Annotated in this window: 20 protein-coding genes and 1 pseudogene; 18 read left to right on the forward strand and 3 right to left on the reverse strand. The window is 73.7% G+C overall.

Annotated elements, in window-relative coordinates; genetic code table 11:
* Positions 1 to 6 precede the first annotated feature (6 nt).
* Together WQO_RS02700 and WQO_RS02705 are read left to right on the forward strand one after the other, a co-directional pair.
* Positions 7 to 1,389 carry an aldehyde dehydrogenase family protein gene (locus tag WQO_RS02700; RefSeq protein WP_010062693.1) on the forward strand — a complete coding sequence of 461 codons (1,383 nt, stop codon included), beginning with the start codon at positions 7 to 9 and terminating at the stop codon, positions 1,387 to 1,389.
* A 5-nt stretch (positions 1,390 to 1,394) separates the two neighbouring features.
* A complete protein-coding gene (locus WQO_RS02705; protein ID WP_030714253.1) occupies positions 1,395 to 2,180 on the forward strand; it encodes a 3-oxoacyl-ACP reductase in 786 nt (261 codons plus the stop codon).
* 62 nt (positions 2,181 to 2,242) lie between these two features.
* Here WQO_RS02705 and WQO_RS02710 read toward each other — a convergent pair whose 3' ends face one another.
* Both WQO_RS02710 and WQO_RS36315 read right to left on the reverse strand, forming a co-directional pair.
* On the reverse strand, positions 2,243 to 3,448 hold the full coding sequence (locus tag WQO_RS02710; RefSeq protein WP_010062691.1) for a PucR-like N-terminal domain-containing protein: 1,206 nt from the start codon (positions 3,446 to 3,448) through the stop codon (positions 2,243 to 2,245).
* Entirely contained in the window at positions 3,445 to 3,597 is a 153-nt protein-coding gene (locus tag WQO_RS36315) for a hypothetical protein (RefSeq protein ID WP_164873474.1), read from the reverse strand. The genes WQO_RS02710 and WQO_RS36315 overlap by 4 nt, the downstream gene beginning before the upstream one ends.
* Positions 3,598 to 3,783: 186 nt before the next feature.
* Here WQO_RS36315 and pgfA point away from each other — a divergent pair, with 186 nt between their 5' ends.
* From pgfA to WQO_RS02785, 15 genes are all read left to right on the forward strand, one after another.
* Positions 3,784 to 4,767 (forward strand): cell envelope lipid trafficking protein PgfA, encoded by a 984-nt coding sequence (gene pgfA / locus WQO_RS02715; RefSeq protein ID WP_010062690.1) that lies wholly within the window; start codon positions 3,784 to 3,786, stop codon positions 4,765 to 4,767.
* Between the two features lie 266 nt (positions 4,768 to 5,033).
* Positions 5,034 to 6,203 (forward strand): glycosyltransferase family 4 protein, encoded by a 1,170-nt coding sequence (locus WQO_RS02720; protein ID WP_010062689.1) that lies wholly within the window; start codon positions 5,034 to 5,036, stop codon positions 6,201 to 6,203.
* On the forward strand, positions 6,200 to 6,919 hold the full coding sequence (locus tag WQO_RS02725; RefSeq protein WP_010062688.1) for a class I SAM-dependent methyltransferase: 720 nt from the start codon (positions 6,200 to 6,202) through the stop codon (positions 6,917 to 6,919). The genes WQO_RS02720 and WQO_RS02725 overlap by 4 nt, the downstream gene beginning before the upstream one ends.
* Positions 6,916 to 11,202: an alpha-(1->3)-arabinofuranosyltransferase domain-containing protein gene (locus WQO_RS02730; RefSeq protein ID WP_193407157.1), complete on the forward strand. Its 4,287-nt coding sequence runs from the start codon at positions 6,916 to 6,918 to the stop codon at positions 11,200 to 11,202. The genes WQO_RS02725 and WQO_RS02730 overlap by 4 nt, the downstream gene beginning before the upstream one ends.
* A complete protein-coding gene (locus WQO_RS02735; RefSeq protein WP_058953853.1) occupies positions 11,202 to 12,533 on the forward strand; it encodes a condensation protein in 1,332 nt (443 codons plus the stop codon). The genes WQO_RS02730 and WQO_RS02735 overlap by 1 nt, the downstream gene beginning before the upstream one ends.
* Positions 12,530 to 13,255 carry a class I SAM-dependent methyltransferase gene (locus WQO_RS02740; protein WP_010062683.1) on the forward strand — a complete coding sequence of 242 codons (726 nt, stop codon included), beginning with the start codon at positions 12,530 to 12,532 and terminating at the stop codon, positions 13,253 to 13,255. Before WQO_RS02735 ends, WQO_RS02740 begins: the two co-directional genes overlap by 4 nt.
* 4 nt (positions 13,256 to 13,259) lie before the next feature.
* Complete coding sequence (locus tag WQO_RS02745; RefSeq protein WP_010062682.1) at positions 13,260 to 14,153, forward strand: hypothetical protein; 894 nt, start codon at positions 13,260 to 13,262, stop codon at positions 14,151 to 14,153.
* Positions 14,154 to 14,204: 51 nt separating this feature from the next.
* Positions 14,205 to 14,423 carry a Trm112 family protein gene (locus WQO_RS02750; RefSeq protein WP_010062681.1) on the forward strand — a complete coding sequence of 73 codons (219 nt, stop codon included), beginning with the start codon at positions 14,205 to 14,207 and terminating at the stop codon, positions 14,421 to 14,423.
* Positions 14,420 to 15,190: an FkbM family methyltransferase gene (locus tag WQO_RS02755; RefSeq protein WP_010062680.1), complete on the forward strand. Its 771-nt coding sequence runs from the start codon at positions 14,420 to 14,422 to the stop codon at positions 15,188 to 15,190. Before WQO_RS02750 ends, WQO_RS02755 begins: the two co-directional genes overlap by 4 nt.
* A gap of 49 nt (positions 15,191 to 15,239) precedes the next feature.
* Complete coding sequence (locus WQO_RS02760; protein ID WP_010062679.1) at positions 15,240 to 16,001, forward strand: GntR family transcriptional regulator; 762 nt, start codon at positions 15,240 to 15,242, stop codon at positions 15,999 to 16,001.
* 168 nt (positions 16,002 to 16,169) lie between these two features.
* Entirely contained in the window at positions 16,170 to 17,468 is a 1,299-nt protein-coding gene (locus WQO_RS02765) for an amidohydrolase family protein (RefSeq protein ID WP_010062678.1), read from the forward strand.
* A 76-nt stretch (positions 17,469 to 17,544) separates the two neighbouring features.
* Entirely contained in the window at positions 17,545 to 18,933 is a 1,389-nt protein-coding gene (locus tag WQO_RS02770) for an amidohydrolase family protein (protein ID WP_010062676.1), read from the forward strand.
* Positions 18,934 to 19,003: 70 nt separating this feature from the next.
* Positions 19,004 to 19,675 (forward strand): response regulator transcription factor, encoded by a 672-nt coding sequence (locus WQO_RS02775; protein ID WP_010062675.1) that lies wholly within the window; start codon positions 19,004 to 19,006, stop codon positions 19,673 to 19,675.
* A complete protein-coding gene (locus WQO_RS02780) occupies positions 19,672 to 21,036 on the forward strand; it encodes a sensor histidine kinase (RefSeq protein WP_010062674.1) in 1,365 nt (454 codons plus the stop codon). Before WQO_RS02775 ends, WQO_RS02780 begins: the two co-directional genes overlap by 4 nt.
* Positions 21,037 to 21,170: 134 nt before the next feature.
* Positions 21,171 to 22,847 (forward strand): alpha/beta hydrolase, encoded by a 1,677-nt coding sequence (locus tag WQO_RS02785; protein WP_010062673.1) that lies wholly within the window; start codon positions 21,171 to 21,173, stop codon positions 22,845 to 22,847.
* Positions 22,848 to 22,868: 21 nt separating this feature from the next.
* Here the strand turns inward: WQO_RS02785 and WQO_RS02790 are convergent.
* Positions 22,869 to 24,762, reverse strand: a pseudogene (locus WQO_RS02790) (serine/threonine-protein kinase).
* Positions 24,763 to 24,918: 156 nt separating this feature from the next.
* On the opposite strand from WQO_RS02790, the gene WQO_RS02795 reads away from it, so the two are divergent.
* Complete coding sequence (locus tag WQO_RS02795) at positions 24,919 to 25,680, forward strand: IclR family transcriptional regulator (RefSeq protein ID WP_010062671.1); 762 nt, start codon at positions 24,919 to 24,921, stop codon at positions 25,678 to 25,680.
* Positions 25,681 to 25,688: the final 8 nt, after the last annotated feature.

The raw sequence follows: 25,688 nt of genomic DNA on the forward strand, positions 1-25,688 counted from the left end.
CCGTACGTGTCACAACCCACCCTGGATGTCCTCAATCCGGCGACCGCCGAGGTCATCGCCACCGTCCCCGCCGCCTCCGCCGCCGATGTGGACGCCGCCGTGGTCCGCGCGGCGGCCGCCCAGCGCTCCTGGGCCGCCGCCGCGCCCGCCGACCGGGCCCGGCTGCTGCGCCGCTTCGCCTTGGTCGTCGACGAACACATCGAGGAACTGGCCCAGTTGGAGGTCAGGGAGGCCGGTCACACCATCGGGAACGCCCGGTGGGAGGCGGGCAACGTCCGCGATCTGCTCGACTACAGCGCGGGCGGGGCCGAACGGCTGCTGGGCCGGCAGATCCCGGTGGCCGGCGGCATCGACTTCACGATCCTGGAGCCACTGGGCGTCGTCGGGGTCATCGCCCCGTGGAACTTCCCGATGCCGATCGCCGCCTGGGGCCTCGCCCCGGCCCTCGCGGCGGGCAACGCCGTCCTCCTCAAGCCCGCCGAGACGACCCCGCTGACCGCTCTGCGGCTGGCCGAACTCGCCCTGGCGGCAGGCCTTCCCGAGGGTCTCTTCCAGGTGCTGCCCGGCGAGGGCCCGGTGGCAGGGAGCGCGCTGGTCGAGCACCCGGGCGTCGCGAAGATCGTGTTCACCGGCTCCACCCGGACCGGTAAGCACATCATGACCCGCTGCGCCGAGCGCGTGAAGCGGCTCACCCTGGAGCTGGGCGGCAAGAGCCCCAACATCGTCTTCGCCGACGCCGATGTGGAGGCCGCGGCGGCCTCCGCCCCGATGTCCTTCCTGGACAACGCCGGCCAGGACTGCTGCGCCCGGACCCGGATCCTGGTCGAGCGGTCCGTGTACGACCGCTTCCTCGACGCCCTCGTCCCGGCCGTGTCCGCCGTGGTGGTGGGCGACCCGGCCGACGAGAAGACGCAGATGGGGCCGCTGATCTCGGCCGTCCAGCGGGACCGGGTCCGGGGGCTCGTCGACGGCGGCCGGGAGGCCGACGGCGTACGGGCGATGCTCGGCAAGGCTCCCGAGGGGCCCGGGTTCTGGTATCCGCCGACCGTCCTCGCCGGGGTCGCGCCCGACGCTCCCGTGGCCGTCGAGGAGGTCTTCGGGCCGGTGGCCGTGGTGCTGCCGTTCGAGGACGAGGCGGACGCGGTGCGGCTGGCCGACGCCACCGACTACGGGCTCGCCGGCTCCGTCTGGACCCGGGACGTGGGCCGTGCGCTGCGCGTCAGCCAGGGGCTGCGGGTGGGCAACCTCTCCGTCAACTCGCACTCCAGCGTGCGCTATTCGACTCCCTTCGGCGGCTACAAGCAGTCGGGGCTGGGCCGCGAGCTCGGCCCGGACGCGCTGGCCGCCTTCACCGAAACCAAGAACGTCTTCATCAGCACGGAGGCCTGAGCACCATGACCGACACTTCTTCCGTCTGCCGCCGCCTGGTCGGCCGCACCGCCGTCGTCACCGGAGCCGGCAGTGGCATCGGTCTGGCCACCGTGCGGCGGCTGGCCGCCGAGGGCGCCCATGTCGTCTGCGCCGATGTGGACGAGGAGCGCGGCAAGGCCGCCGCCGAGGAGGCCGCCGGGCTCTTCGTCCGTACCGACGTCACCGACGCCGAGGAGGTGGACGCCCTCTTCAAGGCCGCCCACGACACCTACGGGTCGGTCGACATCGCGTTCAACAACGCGGGGATCTCGCCGCCCGACGACGACTCCATCCTGGACACCGGCCTGGAGGCGTGGAAGCGGGTGCAGGAGGTCAACCTCACCTCGGTCTATCTCTGCTGCAAGGCGGCCATCCCCTACATGCGGGCGCAGGGCAAGGGCTCCATCATCAACACGGCCTCGTTCGTGGCCCGGATGGGCGCGGCCACCTCACAGATCTCGTACACCGCGTCCAAGGGCGGGGTGCTGGCGATGTCGCGCGAGCTGGGGGTGCAGTTCGCGCGCGACGGCATCCGCGTCAACGCGCTCTGCCCGGGGCCGGTCAACACCCCGCTGCTCCAGGAGCTGTTCGCCAAGGACCCGGAGCGGGCCGCCCGGCGGCTGATCCACATCCCGGTCGGGCGGTTCGCCGAGCCGACGGAGATCGCCGCCGCCGTGGCGTTTCTCGCGAGCGATGACTCCTCGTTCGTGAACGCCACGGACTTCCTGGTCGACGGCGGGATCGCCGGGGCGTACGTCACCCCGGTCTAGACGGCCGAAAGCCGGCGCGGCCCGCACGTCCGAGGACGTGCGGGCCGCGCCGGCTTTCGGCCTCAGCCCTGGGCCGGGGCCAGGTCGCCCCGCAGCCGCTGGGCGCGGAGCACGAGCAGCATCTCGAAACGCTGGTCCGGTTCGTCGATGGCGTCGCCCCACAGCTCACGGATCTGCCGCAGCCGGTAGCGGGCCGTCTGGGGGTGGACACCGAGGCGGGCGGCCACCTCGGGGGCGCCGCCGGGGGTCTCGATCCAGGCGAGCAGCGTCTCGGCCAGCCGCCGCGACTGGGTCGGGCTCAGGCCGTCCAGCGGGGCGAGGCAGCGGCGGGCCGAGGCGTCGATCAGCTCCTGGGCCGGCAGCAGGACCAGTTGCTCCACGCGCTCGGTGCAGTGCAGCACCTCGCCCTGCGGGAGCAGGTCCTTCTTGATCAGCTGGACCGCGGTCTCCGCCCAGCGCAGCGAGGTCGCGGCGGCGGCCAGCGGGACCGCCGGTCCGATCGCCCCGGACCAGCCCGCCGTGGCCCGCCGCAGGGTCTCCGCGCGGCCCGCCGTGTCCGGGTCCGGGATGACGATGCGCGGCTGCTCGCTCTCCATCTCCAGCAGGATGCCCTGGCCGACGGCCGGGGCCACCGCCTCCCGGGCGGGACGGATGAGCACGCCCACCGCGATCGTCTCGGGAAGCTCCCAGCCGATGCGGGCGGCCCGCTCGGCCAGGGTCCGGGTCGATTCGACGCGGTGCTCCATGAGCAGCATCTCGATCAGCTGGCGCTGGAGGCGGAGGCGTTCGCTGGCGCGCCGGGCCGCCGCCTCGGCGTAGCCCCGTACCGACTGTTCCACGAGCCCGTCCAGATACTCGAATCCCGATTCGGCCAGCTCGTACATGGCGGGCGCCGGGATGTCGACCTGCTGGCCGATCTCGGCGAGCCTGCGCCAGGTGAGCCGGACGCCGAAGCGGTAGATGGCCTGGAGCGAGTCGAGGCTGCGGCCCTCCAGGCCCTCACCCCGTCCGAACTCCTGGAACATCTCCGGCGGCACCCGGGGGTGCGCGCCGGAGGTGAGGTTGTCGACGAACCCCTCGATGGCACGGCGGATGCCGACCAGGGCCAGCGGCTCCCCGGACTCGTCCTCGACGAGGTGGAGGTAGGGGTAGTCCCGGCGGATCGCGTGCAGGATCGTCTGGGCGAGCTCCGGGGCCTCGGACAGGGCGATGGCGGCGAACCGGTCCAGCTGGGACCGGGGCACCTCCTGCCAGGCTGTGCGGGTCATGGAGCCGCCGGTGCGGTGTCGTAGCTGATCAGCGGCGTATTGGGCTGGTCGGGGGTGGCGTCGAGCAGTGCCACGACACCGAACGCCGCACCTACGGCGAGCGCCGCGGCCACCACGGCGGTGGAAAGAGCGGCGATGAGTCTGCGCATAGTCGGGTCAGCTCCTTGCTGGAGGCGATCCCCACCCCGTCGAGCCGGGCCCCTCCGGCTCGCACACAGTGTCGACAGGTCATTGACATCTCGTCAAGGCCTTGCTTACTGTTCACGCCAATCAAGGGCTGACCGGCCCGGGGCCCGTGCACCTCCGCGAAGAGATTTCGACCCAGGAGTGCCCGGATGCGCCGCAATGCTTCACCCCTCTCGCTCGTTCTGCTGGGGGCGGGGGTCTTTCTGCTCGTCCTCGCACCACTGCTCGTCTGGTATGTCCAGCCGCATGCCAAGCGCACCCCCATAGACACCGACACGACGACCGTGTTCACCGGTACCGGCAGCTATTTCGACACCGGCAAGGTGGAGACGGTCGACGACGAGACGATCACGATCACCCGGCAGGTGCGCGGGGACGTGGCCGACAGCGAGAAGAGCGGCAACGCCGTCTGGGACGTGTCCACATCCGTCGACCACGACAAGACGCTGCCCGCCTCCGATCCCCGTGACGCCCTCCAGTGGACGCTGGAGCGCTGGGTGACCGACCGCACCACCAACGAGCCGGTGCACTGCTGCGAGGAGTCCCCGACGTTCGACGGGGAGGCCTACCTCAAGTTCCCCTTCGACGTCGAGAAGCGCGCCTACCGCTGGTGGGACAGCACGCTCGGCGGTGTGGTGCGGCTCTCCTTCGAGGGCGAGAAGGAGATCCAGGGCTACGCCGGCTACCTGTTCAAGGGCGAGGTCGAGCCGACGAGGACCGGGGTGCGCCAGGTGCCCGGGGTCCTCGTGGACCGGAAGAAGACGCCCCAGGTGCTGGCCGAGGAGTGGTATTCCAACAGCGGCATCGAGCTGGTCGTGGACAAGCGCACCGGCCGCATCATCAACGCGGCGATCGGCCCGAAGAAGACCCTGCGCGCGCCCGGCTCGAAGAAGGACGCCGTGGTGCTGCTGGAGAGCAAGCGGGTGGAGTTCACCGAGGCGACCCAGAAGAAGCAGGTCGAGCTGGCGTCGGCGGACAGCGACCGGCTGGCGATGCTCGGTGAGACCGCACCGATGGGAGCGGCCGGGATCGGCCTCGTACTCACCGTGGTGGGGGTCGTCCTCGTCGTCCGGGGGCGCCGGGAGGCTCCGGAAGCCTCGAACACTCACATGATGACGAGTACGCACACCTGAGTTACCCCCAAGTTGTTGCGCCGGTGAGTAGCCGGGCGGTAACCCGTGCCGAAAACTGTCTATCCCCACCAGAGCACGGCCCCCCGGTCTTTCCTTTTCCGTCACATCATGTGCGATCCCTGCCCCGCCCCGTACGCCCCTGCCTTCCCGTCCCCTCCCCTACCCTCTCGTCCCCTTCCGTCCTCTCGCCCGTCGCGGACAACCCTCTCCCCCCTCTTTCCGCTCATCCGCGAGTTCCCGCAACCCGAGCCGAGTTGGAGCGCCCAATGCCCCAGCACGTACCTCCCCCACTGCTCGATGCAGTCACGCGCCAGGGTCAGGGCCCGGCGTCCTCCAGGGTCCCCGCGGCCCCGCGACGCATCGTCTTCCTCGCCCACCGCGACCTGGGCAACCCGGCCGCCGGCGGCTCCGAGCTGCTGATCGACCGGCTCGCCTCGGGCCTCACCGAGCAGGGCCACGACGTCACCCTCCTGTGCGGCGGCCAGGCCGCCCGCAGGCCCTACCGAGTCGTCTCGGCGGGCGGCAACCTGGGTCACTACCTCGGTGCGCGGTCCGCCTTCGCCCGGCAGGTCGGCGACTGCGACCTGCTGGTCGAGGTCTGCAACGGCATGCCGTACCTCGCGCCCCTGTGGCACCGCGGGCCCACCGTGTGCCTCGTCAACCATGTGCACACCGACCTGTGGGACATGCGGTTCCCGATGCCGGTGGCGCGGGCCGGACGGCGGCTGGAGCACTGGGCCCTGTCCCGGGCCTACCGCGACCATCTGATGATCGCGGTGTCCCCGTCCACGGCGGGTGCGCTGCGTGAACTGGGCGTGCCCGACCACCGGATCAGGTTGGTGCACAACGGCGTCGAGGAGCCGAGCCCGCAGGGCGACCGGTCCGAGACCCCGCTGTTCACGGCGCTCGGCCGGCTCGTCGACTACAAGCGCATCGATCTGCTGCTCCAGCTGTGGGAGCGGGTCAGGCCGGTCACCGGTGGCCGGCTCGTCATCGTCGGCGACGGCCCCGAGCGGGCCCGTCTGGAGCGGCTCGCCGGACCCGGTGTGGAGTTCGCCGGCCATGTCACCGAGGCGGAGAAGCACCGGCTGCTCTGCGCGTCGTGGATGCTGCTGCATCCGGCGGCCGTGGAGGGGTGGGGGCTGGTCGTCACGGAGGCCGGCGCACGCTCCACCCCGACCCTGGGCTTCGACGTGCCGGGGCTGCGCGACTCCGTCGACGACGGCGTCACGGGCATCCTGGCCCAGGGCGCGTCCTCCTTCGCCGCGGCCTGGTGTGCGCTCGCCCTGGACGACGAGCGGCGCGAGGCGATGGGCAAGGCGGCCCGGGAGCGGGCCGCCGCGTTCCGGTGGACCAGCAGTGTCCGGCAGTTCATGGCGGTCGCCGCCGAGGCGACCAGCGGCGTGAGCGCCCCGGCGATCGGTGCGAGCGCGTGAAAGACCCTTCCTTCCGGCGCTCGGTCGCCCTGTTCCGCGCCTTCATGCGGGAACAGGGCGACCCGGCGACGGCGTACACCCTGCTGGCCCGCGACGCCGCGGACCAGGTGGAGCGGCACGGTCCGGTCCGGGGCAAGGTCGTCGTCGACATCGGCGGCGGCGACGGCTACTTCACCCGGGAGTTCCGCCGGCGCGGTGCGCACGGCTACCTCTTCGAACCGGACACGGCCGAGCTCAGCCCCGGCGAGCGCGCGGACACCGTCGTCGCCGACGGTTATCTGCTGCCGCTGGCCGACGGTGCGGCGGACGTCTGCTTCTCCTCCAACGTGCTGGAGCACGTCGCCGATCCGCACACCTTTCTCAGCGAGATGGCCCGGGTGACCCGCCCGGGCGGTCTGATCTACGTCTCCTTCACCAACTGGCACTCGCCCTGGGGCGGCCACGAGTGGGCGCCGTGGCACTATCTGGGCGCCGAGCGCGCCCGGAGCCGCTACGAGCGCCGCACCGGCCGCCCGGCCAAGCACCGCCTCGGTGACAACCTCTTCCGGATCGGCGTCGGCGAGACGCTGCGCCATGTCCGGAGCCGTAGTGACGTGACCGTCGTGTCCGCACGCTCGCGTTACTGGCCCGTCCTTCCCCAGCTCGTGCCGCGCATCCCCGTCCTGCGGGAATTCGCCACCTGGAACCTCCTCCTCATTCTCCGGCGGTGTTCATGACCAGCGCTGTCCACCCACCCCGGCCCGCGGCCCCGGACGGCCCGGGTCCCGAGCCCACCGTCCCCGCCGACGGCCCGCCGCAGGCGCGCTCCCGGCGCTGGCTCCTGGGGTTCTGGGCCGCCGTGTTCGCGGCGTTCCTGGCGGTGTCGCCGGGTCGGATGACCTTCGACACCAAGCTGGGTGTCGTCACGGCTCCCGGCCGGTTCCTCGGCGACCTGGGCGAGCTCTGGCACAGCCGTTCCGGGTTCGGCGGGATCGCCGACCAGTACATCGGCTATCTCGTGCCGATGCTGCCGTACTACGGCACCGCCGAGCTGCTGCGGGTGCCCACCTGGCTCGCGGAGCGGCTGTGGCTCTCGATCATCGTGGCGACCGCCTTCTGGGGTGCGCTGCGGCTGGCGGAGCGGCTGCGGGTGGGCTCACCGGCCACCCGGCTGCTCGGTGCGGTCGTCTACGCGCTGTGGCCGACCTACACCATCGTGGTGGGCTCGACGTCCGCCGCCGCGCTGCCGGGCGCCCTGCTGCCGTGGGTGCTGCTGCCGCTGACGAACCCGCGCCTCACCCCGCGTATCGCGGCGGTCCGGTCCGCGCTGCTGATCCCGCTGATGGGCGGGGTCAACGCGGCGTCCACGCTGGCCTCGCTGCTGCCGGTCGGGCTGTATCTGCTGTCCCGTCCTGGCGGTCCGCGCAAGCGCGGGCTGCTGCTGTGGTGGATACCGGGCGTGATCATGGCGACCGCCTGGTGGATCGTTCCGCTGCTGCTGCTGGGGACCTTCGGCGAGAACTTCATGCCGTACGTGGAGTCCTCGTACACCACCACGACCACCATGTCGGCGACCGAGGTGCTGCGTGGCGCCGGCAACTGGGTGGGCTATCTGAACTTCGGCGAGGCCTGGCTGCCGGCCGGGTGGACCGTCGCGACCGCCACCGTCACGATCCTGGGTTCGGCGCTGGCCGCCGCCCTGGGTCTGGCGGGTCTGGCGCGGCGTGATCTGCCCGAGCGCCGCTGGCTGGTGCTGACCGTGCTGTCCGTCGCGCTCGTCACCCTCGCCGGGTACGGCGGGGCGCTGGGCGGTCTGTTCCACGGCACCGTGCAGGACTGGCTGGACACCTGGCTGGTGCCGTTCCGGAACATCTACAAGTTCCAGACGGGTCTGGCGCTGGCGCTGGCCCTGGGGCTGGCGCACGTCACCGGCGTCGCCGCGGTGGCCGCTTCCCGACGGGGCGGCAACCCGGCCCGGATGCGCCGGCTCGCGCCGGTCGTCGCCGCCGCGGTCGTGCTGCCCGGACTGGCCTGGCCGTACCTCAACGGGTCGATCCTTCAATCGGGTTCGTTCCAGAAGGTCCCCGACTACTGGGAGAGCACCGGGAGTTGGCTCAAGAACAATTCTCCGGACGACCGCGCCCTGGTCGTCCCGGCGACCGCGCACGGCATCTACACCTGGGGCTCCCCGATCGACCAGCCGCTGGACGTGCTGGCCGAATCGCCTTACGCACAGCGTGATTACGTCCCCTTCGGCACGCCCGGCAACCGGCGCGCGATGGACGCCGTCGAGCAGGCCCTTACCTCCGGCGGCGAGGTCCCCGGACTCAGCGAGTACCTGAACCGGGCCGGGCTGCACTATGTGGTGGTCCGCAACGACCTGGACCCGGACCAGCTGGGCTATGTCCCGTCCACCACGGTGAAGCGCACCCTGGAGGCGTCCGGCTACAGCCGCGTCAAGGGGTACGGGCCGGTGATGACCGCCGGCCGGATCGCGGCGGACACCCCCGTACAGGTCGAGGGCCTGTACCCGCGCCAGCGGGCGGTGGAGATCTACGAACCGCCGAAGGGGACCGAGCGCCCCGGGCGGGCGGAGGCCACCCCGGTCGCCTCGACGGCCGTGGTGAGCGGTGGCCCGGAGTCGCTGCTGCCGCTGTCGGCGAACGGCGCCATCGCGGGCCGGCCGACCGTGCTCGCCGGTGACGCGCACCCGGGCCTGGGACGGCCGTCGCTGTACGCGGCGGGCGACGGACTGCGGCGCGCCGACACCCGGTTCGGCCTGGTCAACTCCAACACCTCGTACACGTACACCGCCGACGAGCGCAACGCCGAGGAGTCCGCGCAGGACCCGGGGCGTGAGCCGCGGCAGATCCTGCCGACGTCCGGGTCGAAGCACCAGACGACGGCCGTGATCCGCGGGGCGAAGTCGGTCAGCGCGTCCTCGGTGGGCAACTGGCTGTTCCATCTGCCGCAGTACGACCCGGTCAACGCGTTCGACGGCAACCCGGCGACCGGCTGGGCGGAGGGCTCCCCCGGCGCGCCGAAGGACGAGTGGGTGCGGGTCGACTTCTCCACGCCGACGGACGTCCCCGGCTCGATCCAGGTGACGCCGCTGCCCAGCGGCAATGTGCGGGCCGCCGCCACCGTGATCCGGGTGGAGACCGACAAGGGCTCCAAGGACAGCCCGCTGCGGACCGACGGTTCGGCGCAGCAGGTGGCCGCGCCCGCCGGGCAGGCCGCCTGGCTGAAGGTGACGATCCTGGAGTCCCAGCAGGGGCGCCCGGGGCTGACCGGCGCCGGGTTCACCGACATCGCCATCCCCGGCGTGCAGGTGACCCGGATGCTGGAACTGCCGAACGACGCGCCGCGCGAGGGCGCCGACGCGACGATGTTCTCGCTGAAGCGGGGCAGCGACCCGGGCGGTCTGTCGTCCGTGGCCGCCGAGGTCGGTCTCGGCCGGCAGTTCACCGCACCCGAGGCGGGCGACTACACCGTCTCGGCGACCGCGCTGCCGGTGCCCGGCGAGGCGCTCGACAAGCTGCTGTTCGAGCTGACGGGCGAGCGGGACAAGATCGAGGTGACCGCCGACTCCACGGCGCGCCTGGGCACCAACCTCAGCCCCCGCAACCTGACCGACGGTGACCTCACCACGGCGTGGATCGCGGGCGAGCGTCCCGTACTGCGGCTGAACTGGCCGGAGAAGCGCCCGGTCGGCGAGATCGTGTTCGCCGCGGCCGGGGGTCTGTCGGCCCGCGCCGAGCAGGTCCAGATCAGTTCGCCGGACGGTACGGCGGTGGCCTCGGTGGACGAGAACGGCATGGCCCGCTTCTCGCCCGTCAACACCGACCGGATGGACATCACCATCTCCAAGACGGCGCCGCTGACCGTGCACAACCCGGTGGCCGACGGCCAGTTGCAGCTGCCGGTCGGGCTGAGCGAGGTCTACATCCCGGCGCTGGAGGAGTTCCGTTCGCCGCAGCCGAAGCCGGACCAGAAGTTCAGCCTGCCCTGCGGCAAGGGCCCGGTCCTCTCCGTCGGCGGTACGTACCTGGAGACCAAGGCCGAGGGGCGGGTGCGGGATCTGACCCAGCGCAGGCCCATCGAGGTCTCGCTGTGCACCGACGACAGCAAGGTCGAGCTGGCCGCCTCGTCCACCACCGTGCAGGCGGGGGACGAGGGGCCGCTGGCCATCACGGACGTCTCGCTGAGCAACGGCACCACCGAGGCCACAGCGGCGACGCCGCGCTCGGTGGACGTCAAGCAGGGCGAGGGCGACCGGCGGACCGTCGAGGTCGGGGCCGGTGAGGCGTCCTACCTCCAGATCCACGAGAACCACAACAAGGGGTGGAAGGCCACCCTGGACGGCAAGGAACTGACGCCGCTGCGGATCGACGGGTGGCAGCAGGCCTGGCTGGTACCCGAGGGCGAGGGCGGCACGGTCACCCTGGAGTACGAACCGGCCTCGATCTACCGCTGGGGTCTGATCGGTGCGGGCGTGCTGTTCCTGGCGCTCGTGGTGCTGGCCCTCGTGGGCCGGAAGGGCTCCGGCCGGGAAGAGACCGAGGAGCTGCCGGCGCCGCCGGGTCCGGGTCTGATCCTGGGCACGGTCGCCCTCACCCTGGTGGGGGTGGTGATCGCGGGTCCGGTCGCCGTGGCCGTTCCGCTGCTCGCCGTCCTGGCGCACTTCCGGCCGAGGCTGCTCGTTACGGTCGCGTTCGCGTCGATGGCCGCCGCGGGGGTTGTCGCCGCGGTGGGCACCGGGGAGAGTACGGCGACGGGCGAGGGCGCTTTCGGTGCCACGGCTCAACTCCTCGCCCTGATCGGGTTGTTCGCCGCGCTGGTCACGGTGGGCCGGGAACCGCTCGGCAGGCGTGCGGTCCGTACCGGCCAGGGCGCGGCCGAGCCCGCCCCGGCGGGCGGTGACCGTCCGACGGTCCAGCTCCCGGCGCAGCCCGCACCGCCCTCGGGCCGGACGCTGTCCGCCGACGGCAGGCACCCGGCGAAGGGAGAGGACGCCTGATGGCGACCACGCAGCACCAGCGGGCCCCGGGCGGCGGCCAGCCGCCCGGGGAGCCCGTCCGGGTGCCGTTCCCGGTCGTCGACGAGGTGGCCCGGCACTGCGCGCAGGACGCCGAGCCGAGCACCGTGCACATCGAGATCCATCTGCCGGGCCGGGTCGACGAGGAACGGCTGCGCTCCGCGTTCGCCGCCTCGCTGGCCCGGCACCCCCGGGCGCTCATGCGGGAGCGGCCCCGGGGGCCGCTGGCCCGGCGGTACGAGTGGGAGCTGACCGAGGCGCCGGACACGGACCCGGTCTCCTTCCCGCCGTGCGCGCCCGGCGCCCTGGAGCGGGCGCGGGCCGGGGCGCTGGACCGCGCCCCGTCGCTGACCGCCTCGCCGCCGCTGCGGCTCGACGTGGTCCGGGAACCGGACCGGGAGGGCTGTGTGCTGCTGTTCACCGTGCACCACACCGCCCTCGACGGTCCGGCGTGCCTGCGGCTGGCGGCGACGGCCGCGGAGATCTACAGCGACTCTCCCGCGCCGCCGCCGTCGCCCGCCCCGGCCCGCCCGGACGCGGCCCCGCTGCCCCGGCAGGCGCGGACCCCGGCGCTGGCCCGGCCCGCCCAGGTGGCGCCGGGTTCGCCGGGGCCCTCGCCGGTGCCGGGCAACGCGATGCTGCTGGCCGAACTCCCGGTCCCGCGCCGGGAGTCCGGCGCGCCGTACACGGTGAACGACCAGCTGATGGTGGCCACCGCCCTGACGGTGGCCGACTGGAACCGGGCGCAGGGCGCACCGGGGGCGGACCGCCGGCCGCTGCGGATCACCATGCCGGTCGACGACCGCACCCGGGGTCCGGAGATGCCGATCGGCAACGGGACCCGGCTGGTGGAGGTCGGCTTCACCGCGGCCGAGCCGGCGCCGGGGACGGACGTGGCGGCGCTGCTGCGGACGACCGCCGAGCGGACCCGGGCACTCAAGGCCCAGCCGCGCCCTCAACTGGGTCACGGCGCTCGGCTGTTGACCGTACCGCTGCTGCCGGTGGCGGCCCGTGCCGCCCTCACCCGGGGGCTGCGGGTGGCGGCCGGTCCGTGGACCTCGACGACGCTGCTGAGCAACATCGGGCGGATTCCGTACCCGTTGGACTTCGGCGACGCGGGCCGGGCGACGGCCGTGTGGTTCTCCGCGCCCGCCCGGATGCCCCGGGGTCTGACCTTCACCACGGCGTCCACGGGCGGCCGGCTGCATCTGGCGCTGCGCTGGTCGCGCACCCTGCTGGGCGAGCGCGACGGTGCGAGGCTGCTGGACCTGTTCACCCGCCACCTGGCCGCGACGTCCTCGGAGGCCATATGACCAGCACCACGTCCCCCTCCCCCGGGCTGCGGGACTTCTACGAGAACCCGGCCGTCCCCGTCGCCTCGGGCGACGGGCGCACTCTGCGGCAGGCCCGGCTGCTGGCCGACGCGCTGGACGCGCCGGGGCAGGTGATCCTGGACATCGGGTGCGGTGACGGTTCGGCGGCGGCCACGGCGGCCCCGTTCCTCGCCGGGCACCGGATGATCGGGGTCGACTGGTCGCAGGACGCGCTGCGCAGGGCCCGGCCCCGGATGGGGCATGTGGTGCGCGGCGAGCTGGAGCACGGCGGGCTGCCGCTGGCCGACGGGTGCGCGGACGCGGTGCTGTTCAGCGAGATCCTGGAGCATCTGGTCGACCCGGACCAGGCGTTGGACGAGCTGCGGCGGGTGCTGCGGCCCGGTGGCCATCTGATGCTGTCCACCCCGAATCTGGCGGCCTGGTACAACCGGGCGCTGCTGCTCGCCGGGGTGCAGCCGGTGTTCTCGGAGGTCAGTCTGCGCGGGATCCACGGCCGTCCGGGTTCGGAGGTGGTGGGGCATCTGCGGCTGTACACGGCCCGTGCGCTGCGCTCGTTCCTGACGGCGTCCGGTTTCACCGACGTGACGATCAAGGGCGCCCCCTTCCACGGGGTACCGCGTCCGCTGCGCCTGCTGGACCGGGCGGCGTGCGCGGTGCCCGGGGCGTCCTCCATCCTGCTGGCCCACGCGCGGCGGAGGTAGCCGCATGTGGTGGGGTGTCGGCGCGGCGCTCGTCGCCAACGCGCTGTACAGCGTGGGGTTCGTGGTGGAGAAGCGGGCCCTCGGTTCGCTGCCAGCGCTGTCGGCGGGCCGCCCGCTCCAGGTGATCCGGGTGCTGGCGACCAGTCCGCTGTGGATCGTCGGCGCGCTGGCGCTGGCGGCCGGGTTCGGGGCGCAGCTGGTCGTCTACCGCGCGCTGCCGATCGCGGCGGCGCAGGGCATCTTCGTCTCCGGCCTGGTGCTGCTCCTGCTGCTGTCGTCCGCGGTGCTGGGCGAGGAGTCGACGGGGCGCGAACGCTATGCGCTGGGCGGGGTCCTGCTCGCCCTGCTGATGGTGGTGGCCTCGGTCCGCGAGGGCGAGGACGTCGTGAGCGGCGGGGCCCCGTGGACGCTGGTGCTGCTGGTCTGTGTGCCGGCGCTGGCAGCGGGCGTCTGGCTGTACGTACGCGTCGAGAGCCTGGCGGCCAAACGGCACCGGGTCCCGACGAGCGGCATCGGGTACGGCGTGGCGGTGGGGCTGCTCTACGGCGTCAGCTCGCTGGCGATCAAGGGCACGTCCAGCCGCCTGACCACCACCGACCTGGGCGACGCCGCGCTGTCGCTGCTCGGGTCCCCGTATCCGTATCTGCTGCTGTTCACCGCGGGGGCCGGTCTCGTGATGTCGCAGGCGGCGCTGCAGCGCTGCCGGGCGTCCCTCATCGTGCCGGTGTGCACCACGGTGACCTGCCTGTTCACCGCTGTCCTCGGGACGCTCGCGTTCGGCGAGAGCCTGCCCGAGGATCCGCTGCTGCTGGCCCTCCGGGTGGGTGGCACAGCGCTCGCCCTGTCCGTCCTGCTGGCCATGCCGCGGCACGATCCGCAGCCCGCCGCGGCGTCCTGACCCTCCGACGTACCTTCCGCTGTTGTGCCGACGACTCCCGAGGAGCCCCTGATGCGTACCGACGATCCGCTGCTGACGATCCTGGCCTGCCCGCTCGACAAGGGGCCGCTGTCCCTGCTGCCGGAGGAGGACGCGCTCTACAACCCGCGGCTGCACCTGAGTTACCCGATCGTGGACGGGATACCGCAGCTTCTGCCCTCCTCGGGCAGAAAGGTCGACGCCGTCGACCACGAGCGGTTCCTCTCCTCGCTGAAGGCGTCGGCCACGTGACCACGCTCGCCGCGGCGGTCGCGGCCAGACTGCCCGGACGACTGGTCGGCTCCGCCGCCGTCGCCCTGTATCCGCGCTTCGAGCCCGAACTGCGACGCCTCGCCGACTTCTGCCCGCCGAGCGGCGTCGCCCTCGACATCGGGGGCTGGTACGGCCCCTGGTCGCGGCGGCTCGCCGCGCGCTGCGAGCGGGTGGTGACCGTCGAGCCCGTGCCGCATCTGGCCGAGCATCTGCGGCGGACGCTGCCGTCGAACGTCCGGGTGGTCCAGGGCGCGGCGACCGACCGGGAGGGCACGGCACAGCTCTGGTTTCCGGAGGGCGACCAGGGTGACCGGGGGGTGTCCTCACTGGCCCGGCGCGATATCCACGCCCACAGCGTGGAGGTTTCCTCGATCACCGTCGACGGCCTGGGTCTGACCGGGGTCGGCTTCGTGAAGATGGACGTGGACGGCGGGGAGGCGGCCGCGCTGCTCGGCGCGGCGGAGCTGCTGCGCCGGGACCGCCCGGCGCTGCTGATCGAGCTGGAGAGCCGGCTCGGCCCGATCGAGCCGGTGATCACCACGCTGACCGGTCAGGGGTACGCGGGCTGGGTCCTGCCGGACCGCGACTGGGTGCCGCTGACCGGGTTCGACCTGGTGGCCCACCAGAAGCGGACCGAGCACCTGGTCCACCGGGGGCTGCTGCACCGGGCGTTCGCGCCGCGCCGGGAGCGGTATGTGAACTCGGTGCTGTTCCTGCCCGAGGGGCGCACGCCGGGTACGGCCTGAGCGCCCCGCGTATCCTCGGCCGGAAGCCGGAAGGCGGGCCGAGCGGAGGATGGCGTACGTGGCGGGCAGCAGCGCGGGGCGGAACGGAGCGGGGCCGGGCGATCCGGGCGGGAGGACCACGGCTCCGGGCCGCCCGGCGTCCGATGCGGACGCCCGGCCGGAGCGTACGTCGCTCAGCTCCCGGGCGCGGGACGCGGTCCGGCAGCGGATCGTCGACCGCAGCTATCCGCAGGGCGCCCGGCTCGTGGAGCGCGAGGTCGCCGAGGAGCTGCGGATGTCCCGCGTCCCGGTCCGCGAGGCGCTGCGCGCCCTGGTGGGCGAAGGGCTGCTGGAGCTGCTGCCGCACAGCGGGGTCCGGGTGCGGCGGCTGGAGCGGGCCGATGTGGAGCACCTGTACGAGGTGTGGGAGCCGCTCGCGGTCCAGGCATCCCGGCTCGCGGCACGGCGGGTGGCGGGGGCGGCCCCGGTGGAACCGCCGGGCGTCACCGCGCTGCGGGCCTCCCTCGACCGGGCGGAGGAGGCGGCGTCGGACGACGAGGGCACGCGTGAGGTCGCGGCCCACACCGCCTTCCACGAGGACATCGTGGCCCTGAGCGGCAACCCGATGCTGGCCCGCACCATGGAGCAGCTGAGCGGACAGCTCCAGCTGCTGTTCGGGATGCGGGAGGAACCGCAGCACATGCGGGCCCAGCACGCGGTCATGTTCCGGTACATCGCGGCGGGCGACGAGGAGTCGGCCGCGGCGAGCACGCTGCTGCACGTGCGGGACAGCCGGGCCGTGGCCCTGCGGTCCCTGTTCGACGACGCCTGACCATTTGTATACCAGCCACTCCCGCTCCTTAGGGATCCCGGGAGAGCAGAGCGACTCTCCTGCACGTTTCCCGTACTCACCGGGAGCGGAATCACTCCTTCCCGGAATCATGACAGTTCTGGTATACAAAATGCTCCCGCTCGCTTCCGCGATCCAAGGAGCCCTCCCATGTGCGTCGAGAACACCCCGCCCCCTTCCGGCCGGCTGACCAGGCGGGGTGTGCTCGCCGGTGCCGCGGCACTCGCCGGAACCTCGGCCCTGCTGGCAGGAACGGCCCCGGCCGCCGCCGCGTCGTCCGGCGCCCGGCACGGGTCGCCGGGCCGGGGCGGCGATCTCGTCGTCGAGGGCGGCAGGCTGCTCGATCCGGCGACGGGCGAGGTCACGGAGGACGCGGTCGTCGTGATCGCCGGGGGCGTCGTCCGGGCGGCCGGGTCCCGGGGACGGGTCGGCCGGGTCCCCACCGGCGTACCGGTGCTGCGGGCCCACGGGCAGTGGATCCTGCCCGGCCTGGTGGACGCCCACATCCACCTCAACACGGCGGCGGAGGCCCGCGACGCGGTCCTCAAGGGCGCGACGAGCGCGCGCAGCGGTTCGACCAACTTCTACCAGGACATCGCCGTACGGGAGTTGGCGCGGCAGGCGCCGGAGCAGGCGCCCCGCCTCCGGGCCGCGGGCGTCTTCGTCACCCCGGATCTCGGCGACACGATCCTCGCCGACCCGGACCTCGCGCCGCTGGCCCGGCTGCGGGACGGGGTGCGCTCGGCGGAGGCGCTGCGCCGGGTGGTCGAGGTCAACCTCGCGCGCGGGGCCGACACGATCAAGACCCGGGTGAACGAGCGGGCCGGGCTGCCCGAGCAGGACCCGCTGGTCCAGGTGTACGACTACGAGCAGCTGTCCACGATCGTGGCGGCGGCCCGGCGCCGGGGCAAGGGGGTGCTCTGCCACAGCTACAGCGAGAAGGGCTGCCACGACGCGGTCACGGCCGGCATCCGCTCCCTGGAGCACGGGGCGTTCGTCGGCGAGCGCACGCTGCACGAAATGCGCCGCAGGGGTACGCACTTCACGCCGACGCTCACCGCGATCGCCGGGCTCGCGGAGTCCTCGGACCCGGTCCTGGCCGAGCGGGGCCGCACCTATCTCCCGGTCCTGAAGCGGGCGGTCCTGGCCGCGCACGAGCTGGGTGTCCCCCTCGCGGCGGGCACGGACTCCTCGGGCGGAACGGTCGACCCGATCGGCCGGGAGGTGGAGCTGATGCACGCGGCCGGGCTCTCCGCCCTGGACGCGATCCGCACGGCGACCACGGGCGCGGCGAAGCTCCTCGGGTTCGACTCCACGGCCGGCCGGCTGGCGCGGGGCTTCGCGGGTGACGTCCTCGTCGTGGACGGCGACCCGCTGGCGGACCTCGGCGTGCTGAGCCGCCCGGCGCGCGTGGTGCGGGCAGGGTTCGCGGTACCGGCGGCGGCCTGATCCGGCCTCCTTCTCTCCCCGCCCTCCCCGCTTCTCCCCTCCTCTTCCCCCTTCCCTCTCCTCGAAGGAGCTCCTGATGCACGCCGAGTCCACCGCCTCCGCCGGTCTCTCCCGACGCTCGATGCTGGCCGGGGCCGCCGCCGTCGCGGGCACCGCGGCGACGCTCAGCGCCTCGGCGGCCTCGGGGGCCCAGGCCGCCGAGGCCCGGCCCGCCGGGACGGCCGCCGCACCCGCCGCCGCCGACCGGATCACCGAGCAGCCCGACCGCACGGGCGGCCACGCCCGCGCCACGGTGTTCAAGAACGTCCGGCCCTACGGCGCCCAGCGCCCCGTCGACCTCACCGTCGTCGACGGGGTCATCACCGCGGAACCCGCCCCGCGCGGCGCGAAGGTCGTCGACTGCAAGGGCCGGATCGCGCTGCCGACCCTGGTCGACGCGCACATCCACCCCGACAAGACGGCCTGGGGCGAGCCGTGGGTGACCCGGAACCCGGCGAGCTCCATCGCCGAGTACACCGAGGAGGACGTGAAGCTGTACCACGCGCTGCGTACGCCGCTGAAGAAGCGCGCGGAGCGTCTGATGGGCCATGCCGTCACCCAGGGCACCCGGGCGATGCGGGCCCACGTCGACGTCGCTCCCGCCTACGACCTGGTGGGCGTCGAGGGCGTCGGTTCCGCCCGCAGGGCGCTGCGGCACGCGCTCGACGTGGAGATCGTCGCGTTCCCCCAGCACGGGGTGGTCCGGACGCCGGGGACGAAGGACTTGCTGGAGGAGGCCGCGCGCACCGGGGCGATCGACCGGGTCGGCGGCATCGACCCGATCGGGTTCGACGAGGCGCTCGAGGAGCAGCTCGACATCGTCTTCGGTATCGCGGACCGGCACGGCGTGGGCGTCGACATCCACCTGCACGAGCGGGCCGCGACGGGGATGGAGTCCCTGCGCGCGATCATCGACCGCACCAACGCACTGTCCCTACAAGGCAAGGTGACGGTCAGTCATGTCTTCTGTGTGCCCGGCCTGCCCGAGCGGGAGCTCGACCGTCTTGCGGCGGACCTGGCCGATGCCCGGATCTCGCTGACGACGGTCGCGCCCTCCTCGGACCTGGTGCTGCCGATCGACCGGCTGCGGGAGCACGGGGTCGAGGTGGGCCTCGGCTCCGACGGCGTGCGGGACTCCTGGAGCCCCTTCGGCAACGCGGACATGCTGCACCGCTCGCACCTGCTGGCCTGGGTGCGGGACGCCCGCCTCGACGAGGAGCTGGAGGCGGCCTTCCGGGCTGGGGCCGACGGCGGGGCCCGGCTGCTGGGGCTGCCCGAGGCAGACCTGAAGCCCGGTTCGCCGGCCGACTTCCTGCTGGTGCGCGGGGAGTGCCTGCCGCAGGTCGTGGTGGACCTGCCGCGGCGCGAGATGGTGGTGCGCGGCGGGCGGATCGTGGCCCGGGACGGGGAGCTGGTCGGCCACTGACCCGACTGCCGGTGGGCCTCCGGCCCGCCCGACCGCCGCCACCCGGCGCGGTTAGGGTGACGGCGTGAGAGTGCTGCTGGTCGAGGACGACGCCAACCTCCGCTTCGGCGTGGCCGCGGCCCTGCGCGCCGCCGGGCTCGCCGTCGACGAGGCGGTCGATCTGCCGCAGGCCGACGAGGCGCTGTTCGTCACCGCGTACGACTGCGTCGTGTTCGACCGGATGCTGCCCGCCGGGGACGCCGTGGAGTACGTGGAGGAGCTGCGGCGCTCCGGGCGGGCGGTGCCGGTGCTGTTCCTGACCGCCCGGGACACCGTCGCCGACCGGGTGGAGGGCTTCGCCCGGGGCGGCGACGACTATCTGGTCAAACCGTTCGCCGTCCCGGAGCTGGTCGCCCGGGTCCGCAGCCTGTGCCGCCGCGCCCCGGCGCTCACCCCGCCGGTGCTGCGGGTCGGCGGTCTGGAGATCGACACGGCGCGGCGGCGGGTGCGGCGGGGCGGGGTGCTGCTGACCCTGACCAGCCGGGAGTTCGCGGTGCTGGAGGTGCTGGCCGACCGGGCCGACCAGGCGGTCAGCCGGGCGGAGCTGGTCGAGCGCTGCTGGGACGAGATGGCCGAGCACCGGTCCAACGTGCTGGAGGTCCTGGTCTCGCAGCTGCGCCGCAAACTCGGCGCTCCCCCGCTGCTCCACACCGTGCGCGGCACCGGCTACCGTCTGGCCGTGGCGGAGGACCCGGCCCCGTGACCGGAGCCGTACGCCTGCGGTCGCGGCGCTCCCGCCCCCTGACGCCGACGGCCCGGGTGCGTCGGCTCCGCCGCCGGATCACCCTGCTGTTCGCCCTGACCAGCGCGGTGGGGCTGATCGCCATGGCCGCCTGGGCGGTGCGTGGCGACGATGTGCGCTGGCGCGACCAGCTGGACCGGACGATGAGCGCGGACACCAACTGGGCGCTCGGCCTGCTGGAGACCGACGAGGACGGGCGGCTGGACGCCGGGGTGCTGCTCGACACGGCGGGGACCGCCTGCCCGCCCCTCCACCTGCTGTCCGTCCCGCCGGACGCCGCGCGGGTCGCGCGCCGGATCGCCCCGGCGGACCTGGTCGTGGAGCACGCGCCGCGCCGGCCGTGCCTCACCGTCGACGGCCCTGCCGTACGACGGGCAGCCGCGGCGGCCGTGAACGCCGACGAGGAACGGCCCCTCGACGGGCGTACGGCCTCGGGGGAACCGGTACGCCTGTTCGCCCTGCCGTTCTACCCGCCCGAGGCCGAGGAGGACTCCCGCCCGCAGGGGGCCCTGGTCACCGTGGCGGACACCGCCGCGCAGCAGGCCGACCACCGGCGGCTCGCCTGGCGGGTGACCGGTGGCTGCGCCCTGCTGGTCGGCCTCTCGGCCCTGGTCGGGCATCTGCTGTCGGGCCGGGCGGTCCGACCCGCCCTGGAGGCCCTGGACCGGCAGGAGTCGTTCCTGGCGGACGCCGCGCACGACCTGCGGACTCCGGCGGCCTCACTGCGGACCCTCGCCGAGACCGCGCTGCGCGGGGACACCGACAGCACCGACGTGCACCGGCGCACGCTGCGGCTGGCCGAGGGAATGGGTTCGCTGGTGGACGGGCTGCTCACCCGGGCCCGGCTGATGTCGGGGACGGCCGTGCTCGCGGTGGAGCCGCTGCGTCTTGACCAGCTGGTGGAGGACGTGGTGGAGGACGCGCCCACGGACGGCCACCGGGTGACGGTCGAGGCCCGGGAGGCCGTGGTGGTCGCCGACCCCGACCTCGTACGGCGTGCTGTGGCCAATCTCGTCGGCAACGCGCTCGTCCACGGCCATGCGCCCGGGGCCCCGGCGGAGGTGGAGGTCGCGGTGGCCGTCGCCGGGGCGTCGACGACCGTGACGGTGGAGGACACCGGGCCGGGGCTGCCGCCCGAGGTGGCGGGGGCGCTGTTCGACCGGTTCCGGAGCGGATCGCGGTCGACGGGGCTCGGTCTCTCCATCGCCTCATGGGTCGCGCACGCCCACGGCGGCAGCCTCACGGCCGGACCCGGGCAGCGCGGCGGAGCCCGGTTCGTGCTGCGCCTGCCGAGCGGCGACCAGCCGTCCGCGGAGGGCTGAGACCGACGCCGGGCCGCCGTCGGCGGAGGGCCGAGCCCGACAACGGGCCGCCGTCTGGCCGACTCATCAAACCTTAAGCATCGACCAGGAATGCTGCCGGGGAACCGCACGGTCCGACCCCTGGGAGCAGTCCGTTGAACCACCCCGCCCGCCGCCGCCCCGCCCTCGTCACCGCCCTGGCTCTGGCCTGTTCGGTCGCGCTCACCTCCTGCACGGCCGGTCCCGCCACCGGACCGGGGCGGGCAGCGGCCTCCCCCGCCTCGGCCGACCCCGCGACCCGGCCCGACCTCAAGGCCTTCTACGGCCAGCGGCTGCGGTGGACGGACTGCGACACGGAGGGGTACGTGTGCGCGCGACTGACCGTTCCCCGGGATTACGACGACCCGGGGAACGGCAGGACCTTCGTTCTGCCGGTGGCGCGTGCGGAGGCCGGGAAGCCGGACCGGCGCATCGGCTCGCTCGTCTACAACCCGGGCGGGCCGGGGGCGGCCGGGGTCCAGTCCCTCCAGGAGGGCATGGACGAGGCGTTCGGCCGGGCGGCCCGCGACCGCTTCGACATCGTCACCTTCGACCCGCGCGGGGTCGGGGCGAGCATCCCCGCCCTGACCTGCACGGCGAGCGAGGACGAGGCCGAGGAGGAGGCGCCGGAGCCGCCCGTGTCGGAAGGCGTCGCGCCGCTCCACCCCCGTACGGAGGAGGAGCGCACCGCCGCCGCCGAGGGGGCACGGGCCGCCACGGAGGACTGCGAGCGGCACAGCGGCGGCCTCCTTCGGCACGTCGGCACCCAGGACGCGGCCCGCGACCTGGATGTGCTCCGCGCCGCGCTGGGCGAGCGCGAACTGACGTACCTGGGCTGGTCGTACGGAACGAGCCTGGGCACCGCGTACGCCGAACTGTTCCCCCGCCGGGTCCGCGCAATGGTGCTGGACGGGGCGATCGACCCGTCGTTGGACTGGTCGCAGCGGGTACTCAGCCAGTCGGCCGGGTTCCGGCGGAGCGTGGACGACTACGCCGACCACTGCGCGGAGATCGCGGGTGACAGCTGCCCGGCCGACAGCCCCGACGCGATACGCGCGCTGATCGAAGGGCTGTACACGCGCGCCGAAAGCGAGCCGCTACCGGTCTCCGAGGACAGCTCGTACGCGGAGTACGGCGGGATGGACGCGACGGCCGTACTCGACGCGGTGTCGATGGCGATGTACACCCCGGAGGACCAATGGGAGCCGCTGTCCCGGGCGTTGGCGGCGGCGGACGCGGGGGACGCGACCGAACTGGGCGCGCTGGACGAGGAGGAGCCGGCCCCGGCCGAGGAGGACCCCGCACCGGAGGACACCGGCGAAGTCACCGAGGAGGACAGCGGTGACGAGGGCAGCGGTGCCGCCGAGGACCTCACCCCCGACGACAACGAGGGCGCCGCGCTGACCGCGGTCAACTGCCTGGACGTTCCGCACCCGCGCGACCTGGCCGCCTACTGGGCCGCCCTGCCACGCGCGGAGAAGGCGGCGGGGGTCTACGGCACGGCCGGCGTGACCGCCGAACTCACCTGCCGTGGCTGGCCGTCCGGCGGCCGCACGCCGCACCGGGTCGACGCCGACGGGGTGGTGCCGGTGCTGGTCGTCGGCACCACCGGTGACCCGTCCACCCCGTACGAGGAGGCGGTGAGCCTCGCGGACCAGTTCCCGGGCGGGATGCTGCTCACGTACGAGGGGATGGGGCACACCGCGTACGGGCGCGGCGGCGCTTGTGTCACGGAGAAGGTCGACGCCTATCTGGTCGGCTTGAAGCCCGTCCGCCCCGGCGCGACCTGCTGACCAGGGCGGGCTGACTGCCCGTCAGTCCATCTGCGCTTCCTCGGCGTTGCGCCAGACCGTCAGATTGATGGTGAGGTAGCGGCTCGGATCGTCGGCGCCCGACTTGCCGCGGTAGGTCACCACGGCGATGTGCCCGGCCTTGCTGAGCACACAGATCTGCGAACCGGACGTGAGCTGTTCGGAGCTCGATCTTCTCGGTGAAGCGGGTCTCCTGACGGCAGACCTCCAGCGAGCCCTTCTGCGAGTTCTTCAGCACCACCAGTTTCCCGTTGGCGCTGCCCACCCTCTCGTCGCCGAAGAGCTCGTCCCGGTAGAAGTAGAAGTCGCCCTTGCCGTAACTGACGCCGCTGCCCTCGTCCTCCACCGGCCGGGGCGGGTGGTCGGCGAGCTTGAGTGCGTAGTTCGCCGTCACGTCGATGCCCTGGTACGAGACCGGCCTGGGATCGGCCGGCTTTCCCCGGGCCTTGTCGGCGGAACCGCCGTCCGCCGAACTGCCGCTGGAGGACGACGCCCCGGCCCGGCCCTCCTTGCCGGACTTCTCTTCGTCCGGCAGCAGGGCCCCGATCACGCCGAGCACGACCAGCGCGCCGACGACGGACGCGGCCACGACCAGGCCCGGCCGCTTGGAGCGCGGCGCCTGGGGCTGGAAGCCGGACTGCTGGAAACCGGGCTGCTGGAAACCGGACTGGTGAAAGCCGGGTTGCTGGAACCCCGACTGCTGGAAGCCCGGCTGCTGGAAGCCGGAGGGCTGCGGCGGCGGGGTGGGGTGCCCCTGCTGGTACGCGTGTCGCTGCCACGGGCCGGGCGGCACGCTCCCGGGTGCGCCCGGCACGCCCGGCGTACCGGGCGCACCCGGTCCGGTCTGCGTCGGCGCGGAGGCGACCGCGTAACCGGTCGGGGTGTAGTGGGGGCCTCCCGGCGGCGGGGTCGGCGCGTTCCCCGGGGCGAACTCGGTGGGCGTCGGCGCGGCGCTCGGCTGCGGGGGCGGCGTGGGCGCGGGGGCGGGCATCCGCAGCCGCAGCCGCAGCCGCTCGGTGATCGACCCCGCGACCTCCTGCGGGAGCCAGTCCTCGCCCTGGCGCAGGGGCTCGGGCGAGATCTCGTGGCACATCGCGATGATGTCGGCCAGGGCGGGGCGGTCGGCGGGGTCGCGGCTGAGGCAGCGGCTGACCAGGGGGCGCAGTTCGTCGGGCAGCCGGCTGAGGTCGGGATCCTCGTGGACGATCCGGTAGAGCACCGCGTGCGAGGGCCCCTCACCGAACGCGGGCGCGCCGATCGCGGCGTAGGCGGCGATCTGGCCCAGGGCGAAGACGTCGGTGGCCGGGGTGACGGTGCCGGCCGCGGCCTGCTCCGGCGCCATGAACGCCGGGCTACCGACACTGACACCCGTACCGGTCAGGGCGGTCGTGTCGGCCGCTCTGGCGATACCGAAGTCGATGACACGCGGGCCGTCGGCGGCGAGCAGGACGTTCGCGGGCTTCAGATCACGGTGCACGATGCCCGCACCGTGGATGACCCCGAGCGCCTCGGCCACCCCGACCGTCAGCAGCAGCACGCGGGGGCAGTCCGCCGTGCCGGGCCACCGCGTGCGCGAGCGAGGGACCCGGCACATAGGCCGTGGCCAGCCAGGGCTGCGCGCCCTCGGTGTCCGAGTCGATGACCGGCGCGGTGTACAGCCCCTGCACCCGCTGCGCGGACCGCACCTCCTGCTGGAAACGCCGCCGGAACTCCGGGTCCTCGCCGAACTCGGCCCGGATCACCTTGATGGCGAGGGGCCGCCCGCCGGGCGTTACGACAGATACACCTTGCCCATGCCGCCCGCGCCCAGCACGGCGGCCAGCCGGTAACCCCCCAGCACCGCGGGGTCGTCGGCCTTGAGCGGCTGGAACGGATCGGTCGAAGACGCGCTGCTCATCGGAAACCATCCCCCTGGTCACGGCAGTCCGGAGCCCGCACGTGCCCCGAAGATCAGACGAGAGCGTACCGAAGGCCGGGCGGGTCGTCCGCCGTGCCCGCGCCCGGCCGGAGGACCGGCCTTGCCGCTCCCCGGCGCCGGGTCCATCCTGGTGCCATGGGTGACCAGGCCGGCCCCGACCCGACGGTGTCCGTCCGGCAGGACCTCCGGTTGCTGGAGGCCGTCGGCGCACACCCGGACGGCGCCTCCGTGGAGCAGCTGGCCCGGGCGGCCGGGCTGCCGGAGTTCACCGCCCGGCGGTTCCTCCACGAGCTCGCCCGGGACGGCTATCTGGACGAGCTGGACGACGGTGTGTTCGCCCTCCACGAGCGGGGCCCCCGGCTGCTGACCGCCGACGACGGCCTGGCGTCGCAGGAGCGCGTCCGCCCCCTGCTGTCCTCGCTGCGCGACAGACTGTCCGCCGCCGTCTACCTGACGCTCTACGACGAGGGCGAGATCCGGGTCCTGGAGATCGTCGACAGCCCGCGGGCCCCCCGCGTGAACGTCTGGGTGAGCTTCCAGGAGGCCGGGCACGCGACCGCGCTCGGCAAGAGCGTGCTGCGCGAGCTGGCCCCGGAGGCGCGCGCCAACTACCTCTCCCGGCACGCCCTGGCCGACCTCACCCCCCGCACGATCACGCGCCGGGAGGAGCTGCTGCGGGAGCTCGACGCCGCCCCCTCGGGCCCTATGTCGCTGGACCGCGGGGAGTACTCACGGGGTACCACGTGCGCGGCGGTGCCGGTCTACAACGGTGACCAGGTCGGTTCGATCGGCATCTCGTTCCGGTCGGACCGGATGTACCGGACCACCGAGGTCAGGGCGCGGCTGCTGGAGTCGGCGCTGCGCGTGACCCGGCGGCTGACGCTCCCCGAGTGCTGATCCGTCCG

Source organism: Streptomyces globisporus C-1027, assembly GCF_000261345.2.
GTDB classification, from domain to species: Bacteria; Actinomycetota; Actinomycetes; order Streptomycetales; family Streptomycetaceae; genus Streptomyces; species Streptomyces pakalii.